The 24,730-nt window shown below is 61.5% G+C and carries 9 protein-coding genes and 1 tRNA gene; 7 read left to right on the top strand and 3 right to left on the bottom strand.

The annotated features are described in order from the left end of the window. Positions 1-15: 15 nt before the first annotated feature. The 4 genes from HW090_RS05610 to HW090_RS05595 all read left to right on the top strand — a co-directional run bounded on the left by HW090_RS05610 (position 16) and on the right by HW090_RS05595 (position 16,830). Positions 16-1,767 carry a TolC family outer membrane protein gene (locus HW090_RS05610; protein ID WP_306299188.1) on the top strand — a complete coding sequence of 584 codons (1,752 nt, stop codon included), beginning with the start codon at positions 16-18 and terminating at the stop codon, positions 1,765-1,767. A 57-nt stretch (positions 1,768-1,824) separates the two neighbouring features. Next, complete coding sequence (locus HW090_RS05605; protein ID WP_179112554.1) at positions 1,825-3,963, top strand: type I secretion system permease/ATPase; 2,139 nt, start codon at positions 1,825-1,827, stop codon at positions 3,961-3,963. Then, the gene (locus tag HW090_RS05600; RefSeq protein WP_179112553.1) at positions 3,960-5,408 is read left to right on the top strand and encodes an HlyD family type I secretion periplasmic adaptor subunit; all 1,449 of its coding nucleotides are present in this window, start codon (positions 3,960-3,962) and stop codon (positions 5,406-5,408) included. Before HW090_RS05605 ends, HW090_RS05600 begins: the two co-directional genes overlap by 4 nt. Before the next feature lie 61 nt (positions 5,409-5,469). Further along, positions 5,470-16,830 (top strand): VCBS domain-containing protein, encoded by an 11,361-nt coding sequence (locus tag HW090_RS05595; RefSeq protein ID WP_179112552.1) that lies wholly within the window; start codon positions 5,470-5,472, stop codon positions 16,828-16,830. 601 nt (positions 16,831-17,431) lie between these two features. Here the strand turns inward: HW090_RS05595 and HW090_RS05590 are convergent. Continuing rightward, positions 17,432-17,507, bottom strand: a tRNA-Asn gene (locus tag HW090_RS05590). A gap of 65 nt (positions 17,508-17,572) precedes the next feature. Next, entirely contained in the window at positions 17,573-18,769 is a 1,197-nt protein-coding gene (locus tag HW090_RS05585; RefSeq protein ID WP_179112551.1) for an amino acid aminotransferase, read from the bottom strand. A 185-nt stretch (positions 18,770-18,954) separates the two neighbouring features. On the opposite strand from HW090_RS05585, the gene uvrB reads away from it, so the two are divergent. The 3 genes from uvrB to HW090_RS05570 all read left to right on the top strand — a co-directional run bounded on the left by uvrB (position 18,955) and on the right by HW090_RS05570 (position 23,661). Continuing rightward, positions 18,955-20,970: an excinuclease ABC subunit UvrB gene (uvrB, locus tag HW090_RS05580; RefSeq protein ID WP_179112550.1), complete on the top strand. Its 2,016-nt coding sequence runs from the start codon at positions 18,955-18,957 to the stop codon at positions 20,968-20,970. 300 nt (positions 20,971-21,270) lie between these two features. After that, positions 21,271-22,368, top strand: coding sequence for a carboxynorspermidine decarboxylase (locus tag HW090_RS05575; protein ID WP_179112549.1), 1,098 nt, complete (start codon positions 21,271-21,273; stop codon positions 22,366-22,368). A 48-nt stretch (positions 22,369-22,416) separates the two neighbouring features. After that, the gene (locus tag HW090_RS05570) at positions 22,417-23,661 is read left to right on the top strand and encodes a saccharopine dehydrogenase family protein (protein WP_179112548.1); all 1,245 of its coding nucleotides are present in this window, start codon (positions 22,417-22,419) and stop codon (positions 23,659-23,661) included. Between the two features lie 105 nt (positions 23,662-23,766). Here the strand turns inward: HW090_RS05570 and HW090_RS05565 are convergent, their stop codons facing one another. After that, a complete protein-coding gene (locus HW090_RS05565) occupies positions 23,767-24,561 on the bottom strand; it encodes an inner membrane protein YpjD (protein ID WP_179112547.1) in 795 nt (264 codons plus the stop codon). Positions 24,562-24,730 lie beyond the last annotated feature (169 nt).

The following is a 24,730-nucleotide window of genomic DNA, read 5'->3' as shown; positions in this document are numbered from 1 at the left end:
TCTGTCCTATCGGTTCTGATCGGACTTTCAACTTTATCTTTTGGTGCGTCTGCTGCGCAGAACGATAATCTGCTGGGTGTCGTTCAAGAGTCCCTGGAGTTCAATCCTGAACTGCAAACTCGTCTTGCAGCTTTTTATGCGGCAAGTGAAGACTCTCGCGAAGCCTTTGGTGGCTACTTGCCATCAGTTGACTTGAATGCTTCTGTCGGGCAGGGCAATCGACAGTTCGATAATCGCAGTGATTATTCGCGTAACTATGCCGAGATATCCCTGACTCAGATGTTGTTCGACGGTTTCCGTGTGCGTAATCGCCTGGCCAAGGCGGAGCACACCAGCCGAGTGCGGTATTACGAACTGCTGAGTGAAGCGGAAACGAAAGCGCTCGAAGTGAGCGAGGCTTATCTGAGTGTTCAGCGTCATCGCGAACTGGTCGCCCTGGCGCAGAAAAACCTCGATAACCACCGCCGCGTGCAGACCCGTGTAGGCGAGCGTGCGCAGAGCGGCGTCAGCAACCAGGCTGACCTGCAACAGATCAATGGCCGCCTTTCCCTGGCGCGCTCCAACCTGATGACCGAGATCGCCAACCTGCAAAGCGTCACTGCGCGCTTCCAGCGCCTGGTCGGACGTCTGCCGGCCGATGGTCTGGAGCCAGTCGCTGCCGAAGCGGTGCAGGTGCCGACCGATCTGAAGGACATCCTCAACCGTGGCTACGTGAACAACCCCGAGTTGTATGCGGCCTTCGAGAACATCCGTTCCGCAGAGGCGTCCCTGGGCGAGATCAAGTCCAACCGCTACCCGACGTTCGAGCTCGGATTGCGTCACGGTCTGTACAAGAACAACAACAGCTTCGATAACCGCACCGATCCGGACCCTTACGGCAACGAGAGCATCGTCGAGTTGCGCGCCCGCTACAACCTGTTCCGTGGTGGTAGCGACCGTGCGGCCGAACGGGCTGCCTTCCGCCGTATCAACCAGGCTGAAAGCCTGCGCGACAAGGCCTGTGTCGACCTGCGGCAGACCGCGACCATCGCCTACAGCGATGTGCTGAACCTGCAGGAAAAGCGCCAGTCCCTGATCGCCCACCGCGACGGTGCCGCCAATGTCGTGGTTGCCTACCGCGATCAGTTCGACATCGGTCGCCGTACGCTGCTGGACGTGCTCGATTCCGAGAACGAAGTCTTCCAGGCCGAGCGCGCCTACGTCGATGGCAGCTATGACTTGCAGATAGCGCGCCTGCGCACGCTGCACAGCATGGGCCAACTGTTGCCGGCACTGTCCGTATCCACCGAGTCGATGCCGACCCTGGAAGACCTGCGCAGCGGCGATGTCGCTCCGGATTCCAGCCGTTACTGCGCGGCCTATCAGGGCGGTGATTGGGGTGGCGATGCCTACCTGAACCAGCCGCTTCCGGCGAACGAAGTGCTGGAGCTGAGCGGCGATGCGCTGTTCGACACCGGTAGTGCGGAAATCAAGGCCGGCTCCGTTTCGCGCCTGCAGAGCTTCGTGCAGCGCCTGACCCAGCAGGGTGGCCTGCAGTCGCTGGCTATCGTCGGGCATACCGACAATACCGGTTCGGCAGCGCTCAACCGTGAATTGTCCCTGGCGCGCGCCGTGGCCGTTCGAGACTTCCTGGTCGCCAATGGCGTCGAGCAGGCGGTGATTTCCGTTTCCGGTGCTGGCGCGGACAGGCCTGTCGCCAGTAACGCGACCGTTCATGGCCGTGCGGAAAACCGTCGCGTTGAGCTCAGTGTGAAGCGCAGCCAGTAAGTCACGGGTCGGGTCCGCAGGTGATGCGGACCCGACTGCCGCAGTGGATGGAACACGATGGAAGTTTTAGTCGATGATCCCCTGAGCGCTTGCCTGCTCTGGATCGCCCAGTCGAACGGGATTGCGACGAGCAGGGACGCCATCGTCGATGGCTTGCCTCTGCTCGGCGGTCGTCTGTCCCCTTCGGTCTTTCCGCGCGCCGCCGAGCGTGCAGGCTTCACGGCGCGGCTCGCGCGACAGGACCTGCGGCGCCTCAACGAGTTGCTGTTGCCGTGCATCGTCCTCCTGCGTGGCAACAAGGCGTGCCTGCTGGAGCGTATCGATGCGCGTGCGAAAAAGGCCTGGGTCCGCTTCCCGGAACTTGAGATGCAGGTGCAGGAAGTCGAGCTGGACGCGTTCCAGGCGGACTACACCGGCGTCGTCATGTACTGCCGGGCGGATTTCCGTCTGCTGGAAAAGCACGACATCGGCGCCAAGCGGACACTTGCCTCCAAAGGGCACTGGTTCTGGAGTGTGATCAGGGAAAACCGGATGCTTTACCGGGACGTCCTGGTCGCGGCGTTCTTCATCAACCTGTTCGCACTGGCCATGCCGCTGTTCGTGATGAACGTGTATGACCGCGTGGTGCCGAACCATGCCACCGATACCTTGTGGGTGCTGTCGTTCGGCGCGGTCATCCTGATCTGTGGTGACCTGCTGCTGCGCATGCTACGGGGTTGGTTCGTCGAACTGGCAGCGAGTCGCGCCGATACCCGGCTATCCGCCCTGATCATGGAGCGTGTGCTGGGGATGAAAATGGAGCACTGTCCGGCATCGATCGGCTCCTTTGCCTCCAGCATCAATGGCTTCGAGTCGGTGCGCTCCTTCATCGGCTCGATGACCGTCACCGCGTTGCTCGACCTGCCGTTCTTCCTGCTGTTCGTGGTCATCATCATGGTGATCTCCTGGGTGATGGCGATTCCGGTGCTGATCGGCGCCGCACTGATCATTCTCTATGCACTGTCGGTGCAGGCCAGGATGCGTCAGTTGTCCGAGGTGATGAGCAAGGCCAGCGCGCAGCGCAGTTCCGGCCTGATCGAGAGCCTGAGTGGTATCGAAACGCTGAAGAGCTTCAATGCCACCAGCCGCATGCAGAGCAACTGGGAGCAGTCGACCCAGTTTCTCTCCGCCTGCTCGGGCAAGCTGCGCCTGCTGGGCAACTCCGTGGGAACGGGGGCGTCCTGGGTGCAGCAGATGGTGGCGGTGTGCATGATCATCGTCGGTGTCTACCTGGTGATCGACGGGCAGATGACGCAGGGTGCGCTGATCGCGGCCTATATGTTGTCCTCCAGGGCGATGGCGCCGGTTTCGCAGACGGCCTCGTTGTTGACCCAGTACTACCAGGCCGCCACCGCACTGACTTCGCTCGAGCAACTCATGGCCAACGGCCAGGAGCGCAGTGCCGACAAGCCATTGGTCAGCCGTCCGAAGCTGCGCGGCGAGATCGAGCTGCGCAATGTCTCGTTCAAGTACCCGGGTGACGAGCGCGAAGTCCTGCGCGATGTGTCGCTGCACATCCGGGCGGGCGAGCGGGTGGCGATCCTGGGGCGTGTCGGCTCCGGCAAGTCCACGCTGGAGAAGCTCATCCTGGGCCTGTACCAGCCGACGGCCGGGGCGATCCTGGTCGACGGGGTGCACCTTGGGCAGATCGACCCTGCCGAACTGCGGCGCAACATCGGCTATATCCCCCAGGAAACCCGGCTGATCAGCGGCAGTGTCTACGAGAACATCACGCTGGGCGTGGACAACCCCGAGCGTCAGCGACTGCATGAGGCGATAGAGATCTCCGGACTGAAAGGCCTGGTCGGCGCCCATGCCGATGGCCTGGGCATGCAGGTGGGCGAGGGTGGCAGCCGGGTGTCCGGTGGTCAGCGACAGACCATTGCCGTCGCCCGCGCGGTCATGCCCGACAGCAGCATCCTGCTGTTCGACGAGCCGACCTCGGCCATGGACAGCACCCTGGAAAATCACGTCGCCCGCGCGCTGGGGCAGTTCAGCCAGGGCAAGACGCTGCTGCTGGTCACGCACCGCACGAGTCTGCTGACGCTGGTCGACCGGCTGATCGTGATGGATGGCGGTCGTGTGCTGGCCGATGGACCCAAGCAGAGCGTGCTGCAGGCTCTGGAAGCGGGCACTTTGCAGAAGGTGGCGCCATGAGCCAGCCGCACACTCCCGATGTGGCCGCGAAGCCGGCCGAGCAACAGGCGTTCGAGCGTCTGGAGAAGCTGTCTGCCGCAGGGGCTTCAGGCAGTTCCCTGATCGATCGCCTGTTCCGTCGGCTGTTCGCCGGCTTCCGCAATGGCTCCGCGCGTTGGGAGCAGGATGCCGAACTGGCGCTGGAGCGGCAGAAGGTGCTGCGCGCGCGTGGATTGTTGTATTCCATCGCGGCGATCTTCGGTGCGCTGTTGCTGTGGTCCGCGCTCACCCAGATCGACGAAGTGACGCGGGGCGAAGGCAAGATCATCCCGTCCCGGCAGTTGCAGATCGTGCAGTCAGTGGATGGCGGTGTGGTCGAGGAAGTCTTCGTGGAGGAGGGCGATGCCGTGAGCCGGGGAGATGTGCTGGTGCGCATCGACCCGACCCGCTTCGTCGCCAGTTTCCAGGAAGGCAGCGTGCGGGTATTCGCCTTGCGGGCCAAGGTCGAGCGGCTGAAGGCGCTGGTCGATGACCAGCCGTACCAGCCCGAGCGTACTGCGGAACTGAGCGCTGACCAGGGTGTGGTGCTGGATCAGGAGCGCAGCTATTACCTGGAGAGTCGCAAGGAACTCGAGCAGAAACTGTCGATTGCCCGCGAGCAACGCTCCCAGCGCCAGCAGGAACTGAGCGAGGTGCGGGCCCGGCTGTACGCGGCCGAGCAGGCCTACCGCATGTCCAGCCAGGAGTTGCAGGTGACCCGTCCGTTGTTGCGTTCGGGGGCGGTGTCCGAGATCGACATCCTGCGGCTCGAGCGTGACCAGGCGAGTGCCGATGGCGAACGTCGGCAGGCGGCGGCGCGTGCCCGGCAGATCGAGGCGGGTATTCAGGAGGCCGATGCGCGGCTGCGAGAGGTCGATCTGACCACCCGCAACCAGTGGCGCTCCGAACTGAGCGAGGCATCTTCCCAGCTCAACAGCCTGGACAAGAACGTCGATGGCCTGGCCGACCGGGTGAAGTTTTCTGAAATCCGTTCGCCGGTCAACGGCACCATCCAGCGTGTGCTGTTCAACACCATCGGCGGTGTCGTGCAGCCGGGGCACGCGGTGATCGAGATCGTGCCCAACGACGACCGCCTGCTGGTGGAAGCCAAGATCGCGCCCAAGGACATCGCCTTCCTGCGTCCCGGGTTGCCGGCCACGATCAAGCTGCACGCTTACGACTTCTCTATCTATGGCGGGCTGGAGGCGCAGTTGCAGCACATCAGCGCCGACACCATCACCGATGAGCGAGACAACACTTTCTATCTGGTACGTGCCATGACCACCGACGCCGAGTCTGCTCAGCGGCTGGCGGTCATTCCGGGGATGACCGCGCAACTGGACATCATCACCGGTAAGAAAAGCATTCTGGCGTATCTGCTCAAACCCATCCTGCGCGCCAAGGCCAATGCCTTGAGCGAGCGTTGATATTTATTTTTCTTGTGTGCCCGCTGCCTGGCGGCGGGGATAATTCGAATCGAGGTCCACTATGAACAATCTGGCAACCGTAGCTTCTCTCGTTGGTCAAGCCTGGGCCGTTTCGGCCAATGGCGAGCGGCGCGAGATCAAGGTCGGAGATGTGTTGCAGCGCGACGAAAAACTGGTCACCGAACCGGGCGCTCGCGTTGAACTGGATTTTGGCAACAACCAACTGCTCACCCTGCTGGGCGAACAGCAGGCAGACCTCGGCCAGATCGCGCCGAGTGCGCCGGTCCCCAGCAGTGAGACGCTGCCGCAACTGGCGAGCCTGACCCGTGACGAAGAGGCGCCGCGTGCCCCTGAGCGTCAAGGTGGCTCCAGCCAGCCGGCCGGGCACGATTTTGTCGAGCTGGTGCGCATCGGTGAAATCATCGAAGCCGACGGGATTACGCCGATCACTGTGGCGCGTATCCAGGAAATACTCCGCCCGCTGGGCATGAGCCTGCCGGACCGTGAGTTCGACACCGACTGGCGCTACGAGCACCGTGGCGAAGACAACGGCAGCCGTGGCATGCCGTCGGTCACGGTGCCGCTCTTCGCGGGCACCACGTCCTCGATCCTGACCATCCCCGAGAATGCCACGGTGCCCGCCACCGGGACGTTCGTCGTCACCGCACCGAATGGCCTGCAGAGTGTTTCCGTCGACGGCACGACCGTCACGGACATCACCCTGCGTTCGCTGGACCCGAATGATCCGACCACGCATATCGTCGTTCCCGGCAAGGAAGGCGACCTGACGTTGACCGGCTATGACCCGCTTACCGGCACGGTCACCTACACCTATCAGCAGAATGGCAACAGCAAGGACCACAGCGGCGGCGATGACAGCATCACCGATACCTTCCCGATCATCGTTACCGACCAGCGCAACCTGACCTCGCCACCGGGCGAAGTGGTCGTGCGGATTACCGACACGGCTCCAGAGGCCGTGGATGACCTGGCGACCATCGACGAAAACACCCCGACGGTGGGTGGCAACGTTATCGACGGTGCCAGCGGTGGTGGCGGCAAGGATATCCTGGGCGCCGATGACACCCTGGTGACCGGCGTCGTGCCAGGCACCGTGCCGGCAGGTTCCCACGTGCCCGACGGCAATGTCTCGACCACGGTCACCGGCCAGTACGGCAGCCTGACGCTGAACCCGGACGGCAGCTACACCTACACGCTGGACAACGACAACCCGGCGGTCAACGCGCTGAAAGATGGCAAGACCCTGGACGAGGTGTTCAGCTACACCCTGACCGATGACGACGGCGACCAGTCCACCGCCACGCTGACCATCACCATCAACGGCAAGACCGACGGCCCGCCTACCATCGTTCCGAAAGACGGTAACGGCTCCGATGACCCCTCGACCGTCGCGACCATTGGCCATGCCACGGTGCAGGAGTCCGGCCTGGTGGATGGCGACGGTTCCGAGAAGACCACGGGCGTGATCGACATCACTGCGCCCGATGGTCTGGAAAAGATCACCGTTGGTGGCCGCGAGCTCGATCTGACAACCCTGGGTGCGCTCGATCCGAGCGATCCGACCACGCATATCCGTATCCCCACACCTTACGGTGAACTGGTCATCACCGGTTTCGACGTCACCACCTCGGTGGGCGGCGTGCCAACGGTGGGCGAGCTGCACTACAGCTATGAGCTGACCACGCCTTACGACAACTCCGTGCCGGGTCGTGGTGACAATGGCCTGGACGAGGTTCCCCTGGTGGTGACCGATGCCGGTGGCGAGAGCGCCAATGGCAAGCTGGTGATCAATATCATCGACGATGCGCCGAAGGCCGAGGACGATGCCAACCGCGTCACCGAAGATGCCACGGCCCCGGTCACCGGCAACGTGATTGGCGGCTCGGGTGCGTCCAGCGATGACGAGGCCGACCGTGTCGGCGCGGACGGTGCGACCGTCACCGCCATCGGCAGCGACAACGTCACGACCAATACCTCTACGCTGAGCAACGGCGCCCTGGTCATCAAGGGCGAGTTCGGTACGCTGACCATCCACCCGGACGGCAGCTACAGCTACCAGCTGGACAATGACAACGCCGAGGTCAACGCACTCAAGAACGGCGATACCCTGAGCGAGGTATTCACCTACACCCTGACCGACGATGATGGCGATGCGGACACCGCCAAGCTGACCATCACCATCGACGGCCGTACCGATGGCACGCCCACCATCGTGCCGAAGGACGTGAACGGCAGCGATCCGTCGGACTTCACCCAACTCGGCCATGTGACCGTCCATGAGCGCGGCCTGACCGGTGCGGACAGCACTCATATCAGCGCGGGCAGCATCACCATCACCACCCCGGACGGACTGGACTCCATCGTGATCGGTGGCGAGCCTGTCAGCCTGGCGCAACTGTTGGCACTGGACCCGAGCGATGCAAGCACCCATGTCGAGATCAATACACCCGAAGGCAAGCTGACCCTGACCGGGTTCAATGCCACCACGAGTGTCGGCGGTGTGCCGACCCTGGGTGAGTTGCAGTTCAGCTACGAGCTGAAAAATGTGCAGAACACTCCGGCCACCCAGGCCGACCCGAGTGCCGGCCTGGGCAACAGTGAAAGCGTACCGCTCAAGGTGATCGACGCCGGCGGTGCGGAAGCGACCGGCAACCTGGTCATCACCATCGTCGACGATGTGCCGGTGGCGCGTGACGATGCCAGCGAAATCGATGAAAACGACCTGTCGGTCACCGGTAACGTAGTGACCGGCCAGGCCCCGGGCGATGAAGCCGATACCCTGGGCGCCGATGGCGCGGAGGTCACCGGTGTCGTATCGGGCACCGTACAAGCCGGCAGCCACGTGCCCGACGGCAATGTCTCGACCACGGTCACCGGGCAGTACGGCAGCCTGACGCTGAACCCGGACGGCAGCTACACCTACACGCTGGACAACGACAACCCGGCGGTCAATGCGCTGAAAGATGGCAAGACCCTGGACGAGGTGTTCAGCTACACCCTGACCGATGACGACGGCGACCAGTCCACTGCCACGCTGACCATCACCATCAACGGCAAGACCGACGGCCCGCCTACCATCGTTCCGAAAGACGGTAACGGCTCCGACGACCCAGCGACGGTCGCGACCATTGGCCATGCCACGGTGCAGGAGTCCGGCCTGGTGGATGGCGACGGTTCCGAGAAGACCACGGGCGTGATCGACATCACCGCGCCCGATGGTCTGGAAAAGATCACCGTTGGTGGCCGCGAACTCGATCTGACAACCCTGGGCGCGCTCGATCCGGCCGATCCGACCACGCATATCCGTATCCCCACACCTTACGGTGAACTGGTCATCACCGGCTTCGACGTCACCACCTCGGTGGGCGGCGTGCCAACGGTGGGCGAGCTGCACTACAGCTATGAGCTGACCACGCCTTACGACAACTCCGTGCCGGGTCGTGGTGACAATGGCCTGGACGAGGTTCCCCTGGTGGTGACCGATGCCGGTGGCGAGAGCGCCAATGGCAAGCTGGTGATCAATATCATCGACGATGCGCCGAAGGCCGAGGACGATGCCAACCGCATCACCGAAGATGCCACGGCCCCGGTCACCGGCAACGTGATTGGCGGCTCGGGTGCGTCCAGCGATGACGAGGCCGACCGTGTCGGCGCGGACGGTGCGACCGTCACCGCCATCGGCAGCGACAACGTCACGACCAATACCTCTACGCTGAGCAACGGCGCCCTGGTCATCAAGGGCGAGTTCGGTACGCTGACCATCCACCCCGACGGCAGCTACAGCTACCAGCTGGACAATGACAACGCCGAGGTCAACGCGCTCAAGAACGGCGATACCCTGAACGAGGTATTCACCTACACCCTGACCGACGATGATGGCGATGCGGACACCGCCAAGCTGACCATCACCATCAATGGCCGTACCGATGGCCCGCCCACCATCGTGCCTGAGGACGTGAACGGCAACAATCCGTCGGACTTCACCCAACTCGGCCATGTGACCGTCCATGAGCGCGGCCTGACCGGTGCGGACAGCACTCATATCAGCGCGGGCAGCATCACCATCACCACCCCGGACGGACTGGATTCCATCGAGATCGGCAGCACCCCCGTCAGCCTGTCGAGCCTGCTGGCGCTTGATCCGCAGGATTCATCCACCCATATCGAGATCCAGACCTCGGAAGGCAAGCTGACCCTGACCGGGTTCAATGTCACCACGAGTGTCGGCGGCGTACCGACCCTGGGCGAGTTGAAGTTCAACTACGAGCTGGAAAATGTGCAGAGTACGCCGGCCGACCCGCTCGATCCGAACGTAGGGCGTAGCAACAGCGAAAGTGTCGCGCTGAAAGTGATCGACGCCGGCGGCGCGGAAGCGACCGGCAACCTGGTCATTACCATCGTCGACGATGTGCCGGTCATTACTCCCGATGCTTCGAAGCTGGGCAGCCTGACCGTCGATGAAACCACGCTGGGTACGCCCGCGACCGACGCGACCTTCGTGGAGGGTGTCTTCGGCGTCAACTACGGTGCCGATGGTGCCGCTACGAACAATGCGCTGGTCTTTGCCCTTAATGTCGCCGCGGGTGGCGCGCCCAGTGGTGTCGTGGATGTGGCCAGCGGGCAGGGTGTCTACCTCTACAAGGAGGGGAATTACATTGTTGGCCGTGTCGCTAACACCTCGGGTGTAGCGGATGCCAGTGGCGATATAGCCTTCCATATCGTGATCAATGGCACGACGGGTTCGGTGACCCTGACCCAGGTACGGTCTCTGCAGCACCCGGATACCGGCAATCCCGACGACTCGATCAGCCTGTCGTCCTCGGTGATCACCCTGACGGCGACCGCCACGGATGCCGATGGCGATGTCGTTTCGAGTACCGCCGTCAATGTCGGTAACAAGTTCAGCTTCAAGGACGATGGTCCGAGCATCACCACCCCGCCGTCAGTTTCCACCTTCGATGAGGCGAACCTGGCCAATGGTACCCAGCCCGACGCGTCGGGAACGATCAAGACGGTTTCGCTGAATGTGAAATTTGGTGCGGATGGTGCCGGTGATGTGCGCTTCACGGATGAGCTTGTGGATTCGACCAAGGCACACCTGGAGAGCCTGAACCTGACGTCCGCCGGTCAGGCGCTGCGCTATGTCGTCAGCAACGACGGCCATACCCTGACGGCTTACCGTGGTACAGGCTCCTCGGAGCCTGTGTTCATCGCCGATATCGTTGATCCGGATACCAACCCTGCTTATCGCTTCGAGTTGAAGCTGCCGCTGGACCATATCGTGGGCGGTAGCAGTGTCGCCGAGCTCGATATTGTGTTCGACCATGTCCGTGTGACCGATCGTGACGGTGACCATGTCGATACCGTGTTCACGGTCGAGGTTGTCGATGATGCGCCGGATAGTGCTGCCCCCAGAAAGATAGCGCTGGATGAGGACTCGCAGAGCACCTTTTTTGCCAACGCCGATGCTACTAAGGGCAATACCAGCATTGGCACCGGTACCGGTACCGGCACCGGCAGTGACCCGACCACCGCCCCGAAATTCGGTACGGCAGAGGTCAACCTGGATGGCACCATCACCTATACGCCGAACGCCAATTACAGCGGCACGGACACCTTTACCTACAATACGGTCGTCAATGGCGAGACCAAGACCTTTACCGTCGAGGTGACGGTCAAGCCGGTAGCCGATGCTCCGCAGTTGCCGCATGGTAGCGAGAGCAACCCGGAAACTGTCGTGCTGCAGACACCGGAGGACACTGCTCGGGCTCTGGGTCTGAAGTTGCCGGTGATTACCGACAATGCCCGAGCTGGCAATGCCGCTGCTGACTACCCGGAGCGTTTGGGTGCGATCAGCCTGGATGATCTACCCACTGGCGCCAAGCTGTACAAGGGCGATCCCGACGACGTCGGCACACCAGGCGTCGAGCTGACCCCGGCCACCGATGGCAGCTTCACCTTCATCATCAAGGGTGTACCTGGCTACCATATTGCAGGTCTGCCAGACGCCGATGATGCAAGCCAGGGTATTTACCTCCTGACCAAGGACGAGTACGAAAAACTGTTTGTGCTGCCGAAAGAGAATGACCACACCAACTTCGACCTGACTCTGAAAGTTACCAGCTATGAAGTCGATGGCAACGGCGTGCGTCTGAACGATGGCAATAAGCAGCCGGTTGATTTGCCGGGTGCTAGCAGCAGCCAGGTCATCAAGGTCGATGTGCTGGCGGTGACGGATGAGGTGATCCTGACCGTTCAGCAGGGCAGTGCACAGCAAGATGTAACGGTTGTAGTCGATTCCTCGGACAAGTCCGCCACGGTGACCTTCAATGAGGATGCGTCATTCAACCTGAGCAATATTCTCTCTGCGACCATTAAGGATACCGATGGCAGTGAGGAGCGTCGCCTGATCCTCGAGGGGCTGCCGGATGGCACTATCGTGACGGTCGGTAGCACTGTCTACACCCTGGGGGGCACGACAACATTGCAGACCATGGATGGCAGCGATCCCCTCTATCCCAATCTGCCCTATATCAGTGTTCCGCAGAGTGGTTTGCCGAATATCACGATCCAGGCGCCCAAGGATTTCAGTGGCGATATCGAGAATGTCAAAGTGACCTTGTGGGCGCTGGACTCCGATAGCGATAGCGATGACGCAAAACCTGGGATGCCCGATGCGCCCGAGGTTGAGCATGACACCATCACACTTGATCTCTATGTCAACCCTATCGCTGGAGACTTTCAGATCCGTGGGGCGGAAGGTAATGAGGACACGGAAATCGCTTTCCTGGCGAATATCCGCGTTACGGATGAAAGTCCAGGTGCTGCGACCGGGGATGAGGAGGTCATCAAAACGTTGTCGTTCATTGTTCCTAGTGAGTGGACAGTGAACGATGCTCAGAATGAATGGAGCAATGCTTCGGGCAAGTGGAGTATGGTCACGCCAGCCACCTCGGCTGACTGGAGCGGTAGCTGGAATGGTAGTGTCTACACAATCACGTTCACTCCCGGGGTCAGTCAGGCTGATCGGGAAGCGCTGCTCAAGCAGTTCAAGGTCACTCCTCCTGCTCATAGCAGCAAAAACATCGCTCTGTCCGTTACGGTTGTCAGCGAGGACACCAATACGGTCAATGGTTCGCGTGTTACCAGTCAGGAAGTCTCTCGTACCGAGGAGTTGGAGGTAACGGTCAAGCCGGTCGCCGAGAGAGTTGATGGCGATACAGATGGCAACAGTACTCCAGACCTGACCATGAACGGTAACCATGTCTTCCAGAGGGAGGGTAAGGAAGATGACTGGTTCGATCTGTCTTCTGATATCGCGCCGTCCAGCTTCGACCTCAAGGCGCCCTGGAGCAACGAGGACGGCCGAGGTGTCGAGAATGGCGGGACTGCAGGCGAGGGTAGCGAAGAGACCTTCGCCCGCCTGACGCCCTACGATGTGACTAAGGGTGGGCCAGGGACACTCCTAGAAGGCACCTATTTCCAGTACAACGATGGCAGTGACCTTAAGGAGGTACCGTACAACGGCACGCCTGTGGATATTCCCATTGCGTTTCTGGATACCCTGAAGGTGCGTGGCCCGAACAACTTCAAGGGGGTGCTCAGCATCAAGGTCGAGGCGGTTACCATCGACTACGATGAAAATACGAACGTTGCGACCGACCCTGCGGTCTCCGGCGAAGCCTGGCTGACCAATGTGATCCTCCATCCGGTGGCCGATCAGGTGACCTTGAAGGTCGATGCCCGCATCACCGCGAATGAAGATGCTGGACGCGAGGGTGTGCTTACCAAGGAAGACACCGGCAAGCCAATCGCTCTGAATATCAACCCGACCAGCGATGATCCTACCGAGACCTTCAACGTCACGATCGAGGGTATTCCGAATGGGGCGAGCATCACCTATTGGGCAATCGAAAACGGTGTTTCGGTTGAAAAGACATTCACGGCAACTGCCGTGAACTCGAAGCTGGAAATTATCCACTTCGATAAGGCCAATCAGCCCACCCTGATTCCGCCCCTGAACAGCAACGAAACCATCGAACTGAGTGTCAAGGCGGAGTCCATCGATACCCTGACGTATATCGATAAGGACGGCGTGGAGCGGACCATCACCTCGGATCCATCGGCGCCGCATATCCTGCCGATCACCATCACCATCCTGGGCGTACCGGACAAGCCAGTGCTGGAGATCAATGACAGCCAGGTCTATATCGAGAACGATCTCGACACCGATGCCACCAACCCGAACAAGGTCGACCTCAGTAAGCTGATCACCGAGCTGCGCTCCGGTGAAACGACAGGCGATGGCTCGGAAACCATCACCCTGCGTATCAGCGGCCTGGCCGATGGCTTCTCCGTGGAAGGTGCCGGCCCGGTGGTGGGCAATGCCTCGGGTACGGATCGGGTCTGGGTGGTTACGCCGCAGCAGATCGCCGCTGGCACGGTATTTATCAAGCTGCCGGCCAACTACAGCGGCACGGTGACGTTCAATGCCCAGCCGGTAGTCACGGAAAGCGACAACCCGTCGGATACGTTCTTTGCCCCTGCCAACGTCTCGTTCAAGGTAACGCCTTCGCCTGAGGCGACGCTCAATAGCAACTCAGAGATGACGGAAGATCAGATAACCCGGCTGGATCTGTCTCCTGTCTACCAGAACGGCGACACGGACGAGGTCATCAGTGCAGTGCGCTTCGAAGCGGTGCCGGGTGTCGAGTTCTTCAGCGACGCGGCAGGGACTACGCCGCTGGTGGCAACTGGCGGCTGGTACGAGTTGACCGGTGCTGACGTGAATAGCGTCTACGCCAAGGGCCCGGCTAACTTCAGTGGCGAGATCAAGTTCGATATCGAGTACAAGGTGACCGACACTGCTGTCGATGGCACTACCGGGCCGGTCGAAACTGGCTGGCAGAGCACCGAACACACCCTGTCGTTCCAGGCCGTGACCGATCCGATCGAGCTGACACTGGCTGCCATCAATGGTGATACAGGCGCCTCTTCGGTCACGTTGACCGAGGCCGGTGACGTCACCGTTTCCCTGAATATCGCCAAGCAGCCAGATGACAATGCGGGCGGTGCCGTGGACAACATCGATGGCAGCGAACGTCTGACCCATATCCTGATCCAGGGTGTGCCGGATGGCGTCGCTGTCGAGGGTGCGCAGTTCACCGGTGCGGGCCAGTGGCTGATCCTGCTCGATACCTCGCTGCCGGAGAATACGTTCACGGGGGATATCGCCAGGAACATCGTGTTCCAGGTCAATGGTTCGGCTGGTGACATCGACAATGTGCCGATCACCATCACGACGTTCACCAAGGACACCGGCTCCAACTTGGTCGAACAGGATCAGATCACCTGGAACCTGACGGCGGCCTTTGAGCCGGGTGAGGGCACTCTGCCAAAAGTGGTGCTTAGCGAGACTGGAGCAGAGCAGACTGAGGATCAGGAGTTCTTCCTGTCGCAGGTGGTCTCGGGCAGTTTCGACACCTCGCCGACGGATATGGCGTCCTACGACATGACGATCACACTGCGCACCGCGCCGAGCGACGAGACGAGCTTCTCGGCACCCGGTATGACGAGTACCGAGGTGATCGAGAACGGTCAGCCCGTGGTGTTGTGGACGAAGACCGTCACCGGCGTCACCAACGCCACGGCAGAGAATGCCTTGAAGGCAGCCCTCGACCAGATCACCGTCAGAGCGCCAGCGGATGCCAACCGCAATCATGGCGACAGCCTGGGTCTGGATGTGACGGTGACCCTGCACAATGCCGGGGTGCGCAGTGAAGGGAACGTCAAGCCAGGCGTCGAGCTGCAGCCGGTGACCGACTCCGCGACCATTGGTATCAACGCGCCGACAGTCAAAGAAGGTGAAGAGATCACCATCACCCTCAACGTGAGCAACCCGGCGGATCAGAACGCCTGGACGATCATCGACGGCAAGCTGTACCTGCAACTCGACGGTGCCGGGTTGCCGGGCGAACTGCTGCAGGATGGACAAGCCCTGAGCACCAAGGCGGTACAAGGCGTGCCAGATCTTCCCGACGGTCAGTACTACGTGCTCGAGGGCGTGCAGCCGGGTGTCGACGTGGTGCTGAGCTATAAGCCCTCCGGCGATTACCCCAAGGGCTCGGTGACACTCAAGGCCTGGGTACAGAACGAGGAGGCTGGCAGTGTCACCGTACTGTCCGGTGGCCAGGCAAACCTGACGGTCAATCCGACCAATACCGAGCCGACTGTCGTGATTACCTCGGAGGGAACCGAGCATGATGGTGGTGTTGGCAAGTTACCGACCCAGTTGGTGATGACCGGCGATGCTCTGCCTGATGCCAGTGAGGAACTGCAGTCCGCCTTCCTCGAAGGGCTGCCGAAGGACTTTACAGTTTGGTACAGCGCCAACCCGGATGGTTCGGGGGCTGTGCTGGCCAGCAACGCCGGCGGTGGTACCTGGTCGATTCCAGTCAGTAGCAGTGCCCTGCCAGGCTACATCGGCATCCTGCCACCGGCCCACTGGAGCGGCACGCTGGAAGACCTCACGCTCTATCTCGTCAGCGGTGAAGCCGGTGCCGAGCCGACCGCCTGGCCGATCAAGTTCGACTTTACGGTCGAGCCCAAGGCCGACGGCCTGGACTTGGCACCAACCCTCAGCTTCGGCAAAGCCGGTGATGTCATCACTCTGAACCTCAACGCAGCGATGAAAGACCAGACGCCTGCCGGAGCCAGTGATGAACACAACGAGCTCACCACGCTGCAACTGAGCGGCTTCCAGGATGGCAACAAGGTGGTGTTCTACGTCAATGGTACGGAACTCGATTCCGGTCGTGTCAATTTCGGGGAGGTAGACGGCGTAGAAACCTACACCATCACCGGCCTGACGCAGGCGGAACTGGATGACTTCGGATTCCTCCATGCGCAGACCGAGGGTAGGAAGACGATCAGCGTTACGGCCTGGACCAATGAAGTCGATCGCGAAGGGCAGATCGTCGGGGCTGATAGCAGTCCGACCACTGAGAACATCACCATCAATGTTTCGGAGAAACTTCCTACCGTTAATAACGACACGCTGTTATGGACTGGCAAGGAAATCAACGGGCGTGCTGGCGACGACACCATCCAGTTGCGCTTCGGCGATGACCTGACGGGTGATGACCTGGCGAGCAAGCTGAAGAATATCGAGGTCATCGATATGCTCGGTCGCGGTGCCAGCAAGATCAGCAGCCTGAGTGTCGAGGATGTTTTCAGCATCACCGATGAGCGCAATACCCTGAAGATCCTTGGGGACAGTGAAGACACCATCAGCCTGGACGGCTGGGGGGAGGGTGTCCGAGGGGCGGAAACGACCGTCTACACGGCCACGTTCGAAAGCAATCAGATCAAGCTGGAAGTCTCCAACGCGATCATTGATTGATCCACGCGCCAGGGACGGCGCACTGCAGCGATAACCACGGCCACCTCAGGGTGGCCGTTTTCGTCTGTGCCGTTCGAATTCCGACATGGTTGGAACGAGGCGATATGCCCGGGAGTTTTCGCCACGACTCAGGGTCGAACGCCTCGATGACCTTTCATGGGGAGATACCCGATGCGATTGCTGATTGCTGCTACGACCATGGGCTGCCTGGCCGGCTGCGGATCATCCGCTACGCAAGCCCCCGAGAATGCTTTCTCGGAAACGAACGAATGCATGGAGTATCGGGCAATGATGACGGCTCCCATCCCGCCTGATGTCCACGAGCGACTGAGGCTGGCTTGCGAGCGCTCGAGAAGCGAGGCCGGTGGGATCTAGTCGCGCGGTAAGCATTTGGCCGGATGCTGTTCACATAAGAAACGGGCAAACGCAATCAGTCCCCTCGCCCCTTTGGGGAGAGGGTTAGGGAGAGGGGAACAGGCGCGCACAACCTGGAGTGAACAACATTACGGCTGATGCCGCAGGCCGAATAACCTGGGACGCAGTCCCTGGTGAGAGTCCGGCAGGCGAAAAAAAGCCCCGGCTTATGCCGAGGCTTTGAAGTTGGCTCCGCGACCTGGACTCGAACCAGGGACCCAATGATTAACAGTCATTTGCTCTACCGACTGAGCTATCGCGGAATAACGGTGCGTATCCTACTGTTTGCAAAGGGGAAGTCAAGTCCCCCTGCAAACGTGTAATGCCCTCAGAGAACGCGGACGATGGCGTCGGTCACGGCGTCGAGGTTGTGCTGGTTCAGTGCTGCCACGCAGATGCGGCCGGTGCCGATGGCATAGACGCCGAACTCTTCGCGCAGGCGGTCGACCTGTTCGGGTGTCAGGCCCGAGTAGGAGAACATGCCGCACTGGCGGGCGACGAAGCTGAAGTCCTGGGTGGCGCCCTTGGCGGCCAACTGCTCTACCATGCTCAGGCGCATCTGGCGGATGCGGTCACGCATTTCCGCTAGTTCGGCTTCCCACAGTGCACGCAGTTCAGGGTCGTTGAGCACCGCGGACACCACGGTGGCGCCATGGGTCGGTGGGTTGGAGTAGTTGGTGCGGATCACGCGCTTGATCTGCGACAGCACGCGGGCCGACTCGTCGCGGCTGCTGGTGACCAGCGACAGCGCGCCAACCCGCTCGCCATAGAGCGAGAAGGATTTGGAGAAGGAGCTGGAAACCAGGAAGTTCAGGCCCGAATCGGCGAACAGGCGGACGGCGGCGGCATCTTCTTCCAGACCTTCGCCGAAGCCCTGGTAGGCGATGTCGAGGAAGGGGATATGCCCCTTGGCACGCACCACGTCGAGTACGGCTTTCCAGTCTTCCAGGGTCAGGTCGACACCGGTCGGGTTATGGCAGCAGGCATGCAGTACCAGAATCGAACCGGCGGGCAGCGCCTGCAGGTCTTCCAGCATGCCGGCGCGATCCACGCCATGGCTCTGGGCATCGTAGTAACGGTAGCTGTGCACCGGGAAACCGGCCGACTCGAACAGGGCGCGGTGGTTCTCCCAGCTCGGGTTGCTGATGGCTACCACGGCGTCCGGGCGCAGGCGCTTGAGGTAGTCGGCGCCGATCTTCAGGGCACCGGTACCGCCCAGGGCCTGGGCCGTGACGATGCGTCCGCTGGCGATCAGCTCGGACTGCTTGCCGAGCAGCAGTTGCTGGACGGCGCTGTCATAGGCGGCGATCCCTTCGATCGGCAGGTAGCCACGCGGGGCGCTGGCGGCCAGGCGAGCCTTCTCGGCTGCGGCGACGGCGCGCAGCAGCGGGATTCGACCTTCTTCGTTGTAGTAGACGCCGACGCCGAGATTGACCTTGTTCGGCCGCGTGTCGGCATTGAAGGCTTCGTTGAGGCCGAGGATGGGGTCACGCGGCGCCAGTTCGACAGCGGAGAACAGACTCATGATGGGCAGGCTCGAAGATAGGAGTGGGTGAAACACACCCTCGCTTCGGCGCTGAGGGCGGTGCGCAAACGGGGCGATAGTATAGCGGTGTTGTGGGCGGGCCGCGATATGATAGTGGCCGGTTTTGGTGCGATTGATGCGCCTTTCTGGCGTGTCTCCGGCGCCATGCGCATGCAGAGGTGGTTATGTCCCGATTCGAACTGGTCACACGTTTCAAGCCGGCGGGCGATCAGCCCGAGGCGATCCGGCAGATGGTCGAAGGGCTCGAGGCGGGCCTGTCGCACCAGACGCTGCTCGGGGTGACCGGCTCGGGCAAGACGTTCAGCATCGCCAATGTGATCGCCCAGGTGCAGCGCCCGACCCTGGTGCTGGCGCCGAACAAGACCCTGGCCGCGCAGTTGTACGGCGAGTTCAAGGCGTTCTTCCCGAACAACGCGGTGGAGTACTTCGTTTCCTACTACGACTACTACCAGCCTGAGGCCTATGTGCCGTCGTCGGACACCTTCATCGAGAAGGATGCCTCGATCAACGACCATATCGAGCAGATGCGCCTGTCGGCGACCAAGGCGCTGCTGGAGCGTTCGGATGCGATCATCGTCACCACCGTGTCCTGCATCTACGGTCTGGGCGACCCGCAGTCCTACCTGAAGATGGTGCTGCACCTCGACCGTGGCGATCCCATGGACCAGCGCGAATTGCTGCGCCGCCTGACCGGCCTGCAATACACCCGCAACGACATGGATTTCGCCCGCGCCACCTTCCGCGTGCGCGGCGACGTGATCGACGTGTATCCCGCCGAGTCGGAGCTGGAGGCGGTGCGCATCGAGCTGTTCGACGACGAGGTGGAAAGCCTGTCGGCCTTCGATCCGTTGACCGGCGAGGTGATCCGCAAGCTGCCGCGTTTCACCTTCTACCCCAAGAGCCACTACGTCACGCCGCGCGAGACGCTGCTGGAGGCGGTGGAGAAGATCAAGCTGGAACTGGCCGAGCGCCTGGAGTACCTGCGCGGCAGCGACAAGCTGGTCGAGGCGCAGCGCCTGGAACAACGCACCCGCTTCGACCTGGAAATGATCCTGGAACTGGGCTACTGCAACGGCATCGAAAACTACTCGCGCTACCTCTCGGGGCGCGACTCCGGCGAGGCACCGCCGACGCTCTATGACTACCTGCCGGACAACGCGCTGCTGGTGATCGACGAGTCCCACGTCAGCGTTCCGCAGGTCGGCGCGATGTACAAGGGCGACCGCTCGCGCAAGGAAACCCTGGTGGAATACGGCTTCCGCCTGCCGTCGGCACTGGACAACCGCCCGATGCGCTTCGACGAGTGGGAGGCGATCAGCCCGCAGACCATTTTCGTCTCGGCCACGCCGGGGCCTTACGAGGCCGAGCATGCGGGGCGCGTGATCGAGCAATTGGTGCGGCCTACCGGGCTGGTCGACCCGCAGATCGAGGTGCGTCCGGCGTTGACCCAGGTGGACGACTTGCTCTCGGAGATCCGCAAGTGCGTGCTCAAGGAGGAGCGGGTGCTGGTCACCACCCTGACCAAGCGCATGGCCGAAGACCTGACCGACTACCTGGGTGACCACGATGTGCGCGTGCGCTACCTGCACTCGGACATCGATACCGTGGAGCGGGTGGAGATCATCCGCGACCTGCGCTTGGGTGCCTTCGACGTGCTGGTCGGCATCAACCTGCTGCGCGAAGGCCTGGACATGCCCGAGGTGTCGCTGGTGGCGATTCTCGACGCCGACAAGGAGGGCTTCCTGCGTTCGGAGCGCTCGCTGATCCAGACCATTGGCCGTGCCGCGCGCAACCTCAACGGCCGGGCGATCCTCTATGCCGACAATATGACCGGCTCCATGGAGCGGGCGATCGGTGAGACCGAGCGGCGGCGCAACAAGCAGATCGCCTTCAACGAGGCCCATGGCATCGTGCCCCAGGGGGTGCAGAAGGATATCCAGGACATCCTCGAAGGTGCCACGGTGCCGGGCTCGCGTAGCCGCAAGCGGCGTGGCGAGGCCAAGGTGGCGGAAGAGGCGGCCAACTACGAGCAGAGCCTGCGTTCGCCGAGCGAGATCAACAAACGCATTCGTGCGCTGGAAGAGCGGATGTACACCCTGGCACGGGATCTGGAGTTCGAGGCAGCCGCACAGCTACGCGACGAGATCCAGGCGCTGCGACAGCGTCTGCTGCAGGTGTAGACGGGGCTGGCGACAAGGCCCCGAATCGTCTTGTGGTGACCTCTGTCATGAAGCAGTCATGCCGAACAGGGCATGCTTCGGACTATGGAAGCATCTGCGGGCGGGTATCTTGTCGCAACGCGTTACCTGGCCAGAAGGCACGTCCAGCAAGGCTCTCAGGGTAACGAACGGGTTGCGGATTTCCCGAAATATGAGCAATGCCCTTTAGATATGCGCCGGTTATCGGCACAATTCGCGTCCACTTTTGTTCGGGGAGGCTGAAAAGCCTTCTCTGGCGACCTTCATTACCTGGGTGGATGGATGATCAAGACACCTTATTACCTCATCGATAAACAGAAACTGCTGGTCAATCTGGAGAAGATCGCCAGGGTGCGCGAACTGTCCGGCGCCCGGGCGCTGCTGGCGCTCAAGTGCTTCGCCACCTGGTCGGTGTTCGACCTGATGCAGCAGTACATGGACGGCACCACGTCCTCCTCGCTGTACGAGGTGCGCCTCGGTCGCGAGAAGTTCGCCGGTGAAACCCACGCCTACAGCGTGGCCTGGGCCGACGATGAGATCGATGAGGTGCTGGCCAACTCCGACAAGATCATCTTCAACTCCATCGGCCAGTTGCAGCGTTTCGCCGACGTATCGAGCGGCGCGGTGCGCGGCTTGCGGGTCAACCCGCAGGTGAGTAGCTCCGACTACCTGCTGGCCGACCCGGCGCGTCCGTTCAGTCGCCTGGGCGAGTGGGACCCGGAAAAGATCGAAACGGTGATCGGCCAGATTTCCGGCTTCATGTTCCACAACAACTGCGAGAATTCGAGCTTCGAGCTGTTCGGCCAGATGCTCGACGTGATCGAAGAGCGCTTCGGTCATCTGCTGCACCGGGTCGAGTGGGTCAGCCTGGGGGGCGGCATTCACTTCACCGGCGACGATTATCCCCTGGAAGCCTTCGCTGCGCGCCTGAAGGCGTTCTCCGAGCGCTATGGCGTACAGGTCTACCTGGAGCCGGGCGAAGCGGCGATCACCCGCAGCGCCTCGCTGGAAGTCTCGGTACTGGACACTCTCTACAACGGCAAGCACCTGGCGGTGGTCGACAGCTCCATCGAGGCACACATGCTCGATCTGCTGATCTATCGCCTGGATGCCAAGATGGAACCGAGCGACGGCGAGCACAGCTACATGGTGTGCGGCAAGTCCTGCCTGGCCGGGGATATCTTTGGCGAATACCGTTTCGATCGTCCGCTGGCCATCGGCGATCGTCTGTCGTTCATCGACGCGGCGGGTTACACCATGGTCAAGAAAAACTGGTTCAACGGACTAAAGATGCCGGCGATTGCCGTGCGCCAACTCGACGGTAACGTCGAGCTGGTTCGCGAATTCGGCTTTGAAGACTATCTGGGCAGCCTCTCCTGAGCATCCCGCGTGGATGTGCAGAAGGCCCGTAGGAGGAAACGACAGTAAATGAAGAGAAACGTCCTGATCATTGGTGCAGGTGGTGTGGCCAAGGTAGTGGCCCATAAATGTGCGCAGCATAACGACGAGTTGGGCAGGATCGTCATCGCTTCGCGTAACGTCGCCAAGTGCCAGGCCATCATCGACAGCGTCAAGGCCAAAGGCAGCCTCAAGGTGCCGGCCGAACTCGGGGCCTTCGCCCTGAACGCTCTGGATGTCGAGGCGACCAAGGCCCTGATCCGCGAGACCGAGTCGCAGATCGTCATCAATGTAGGATCGGCTTTTCTCAATATGTCCGTCCTGCGCGCCTGCATCGAGACCGGTGCTGCCTACCTGGACACCGCGATCCACGAGGAACCGGGTAAGGTCTGTGAAACACCGCCCTGGTACGGCAACTACGAGTGGAAGCAACTGGAGGAATGCCGCGAGAAAGGCATCACCGCGATCCTCGGTGCCGGCTTCGACCCGGGGGTGGTCAATGCCTACGCGGCGCTGGCTGCGCAGCGCCATTTCGATCGCATCGACTCCATCGATATCCTCGATGTGAATGCCGGCTCCCATGGCAAGTACTTCGCGACCAACTTCGACCCGGAGATCAACTTCCGCGAATTCACCGGGCAGGTCTGGAGCTGGCAGAACGCCCAGTGGACCAGCAACACCATGTTCGAGGTCAAGCGCACCGACGACCTGCCAGTGGTGGGTGAGCAGAACCTCTACCTGACCGGCCATGACGAAGTGCATTCGCTGTCGAAGCACCTCGACGTGCCGAACATCCGCTTCTGGATGAGCTTTGGCGATCACTACATCAATGTCTTCACTGTGTTGAAGAACCTCGGCCTGCTCTCGGAGCAACCGGTGACGACGGCGGAAGGGCTGGAAGTGGTGCCGCTCAAGGTGGTCAAGGCAGTCCTGCCGGACCCGGCCTCGCTGGCACCGGGCTATACCGGCAAGACCTGCATCGGCGACCTGGTGCGAGGCAGCAAGGATGGCAAGCCGCGTGAAGTGTTCATCTACAACGTGGCCGACCATGAAGAGGCCTACGCCGAGACCGACAGCCAGGGTATTTCCTACACCGCTGGCGTGCCGCCGGTGGCGGCGGCGAGGCTGATTGCTCGCGGCCAGTGGGACGCGCAGCGCATGGTCAACGTCGAGGAACTGCCGCCCGAGCCGTTCCTGGAACTGCTGGACAGCATGGGTCTGCCCACGCGGATCAAGGACGAACAGGGCGATCGCCCCTGGAATCAGCAGGCCTGAAGATGCCGCCGGGGCCACTATCGTGAGTGGCTCCGGCGGATCCGGATACGAAAACGCCCCGGCCGCTTGATACAGGCGACCGGGGGCGTTTTCATTATTGGCGGCTCAGAGGATGAATTCGCGTACCAGCTTGCTGCCGAAATAGGCCAGCATCAGCAGGCAGAAACCCGCCAGTGTCCAGCGGATCGCCTTGTGTCCGCGCCAGCCCAGGCGATGGCGTCCCCACAGCAGCGTGGCGAAGATGATCCAGGCAACCACCGACAGCGCAGTCTTGTGCACCAGGTGCTGGGCGAACAGGTCGTCGAGGAACAGCCAGCCGGACAGCAGCGAAGCCGACAACAGTGCCCAACCGGCGAGCAGGAAGCCGAACAACAGGCTTTCCATGGTCTGCAGGGGTGGGAAGTTGCGGATCAGTCCGGAGGGGTGTTTGTGCTTGAGGTGATGGTCCTGCAACAGCAGCAGCAAGGACTGGAACACCGCGATGGTCAGCACGCCATAGGCCAGGATCGACAGCAGGATATGCGCCAGCATGCCGGGTGTTTCGATGACCAGCGGCACATTGCCCGAGGGGGCGAATTCCGCGAACAGCGTTGTCAGGAAGCCCAATGGGAACAGCAACAACAGCAGGTTTTCCACCGGCATGCGGTACAGGCCCAGCAGAATCAGCAGGATCACGGCGGCAGAGATCAGGCTCGATGCCGTGAAAAAGTCCAGTTGAAGACCGCTGGGCAACAGAAGCTGGGAGAACAGAGCAGCGCCATGGGCGATCAGCGCGAGTGCGCCAACCACGAATAAAAGGCGTCTGTCTGGCACTTTGCGTTGTGCCAGTCGCAGGCTTTGGTAGCCCGTGGCGCCAGCGTATAGACAGGCGGCTGCGAGGCTGGGCAACAGAGGATGCATAGATTCCGTAGGGCTATTTGCAAAGGCCATGAGTTTGGCACAAACCCTTGAAGGTAAAAAGCATCTCAATGCTTTTAAGCGGCAAGGGCCGGGTGCCTGACAAATGCGCCGTGCGGGGTACCGGAGGATGAGCGAAGGCCACTATAATCCGCCCTCCCCACATCCAGCG

The organism is Pseudomonas sp. ABC1 (genome assembly GCF_013395055.1).
GTDB lineage: Bacteria > Pseudomonadota > Gammaproteobacteria > Pseudomonadales > Pseudomonadaceae > Stutzerimonas.
This window is presented reverse-complemented; position numbering and strand designations above follow the sequence as displayed.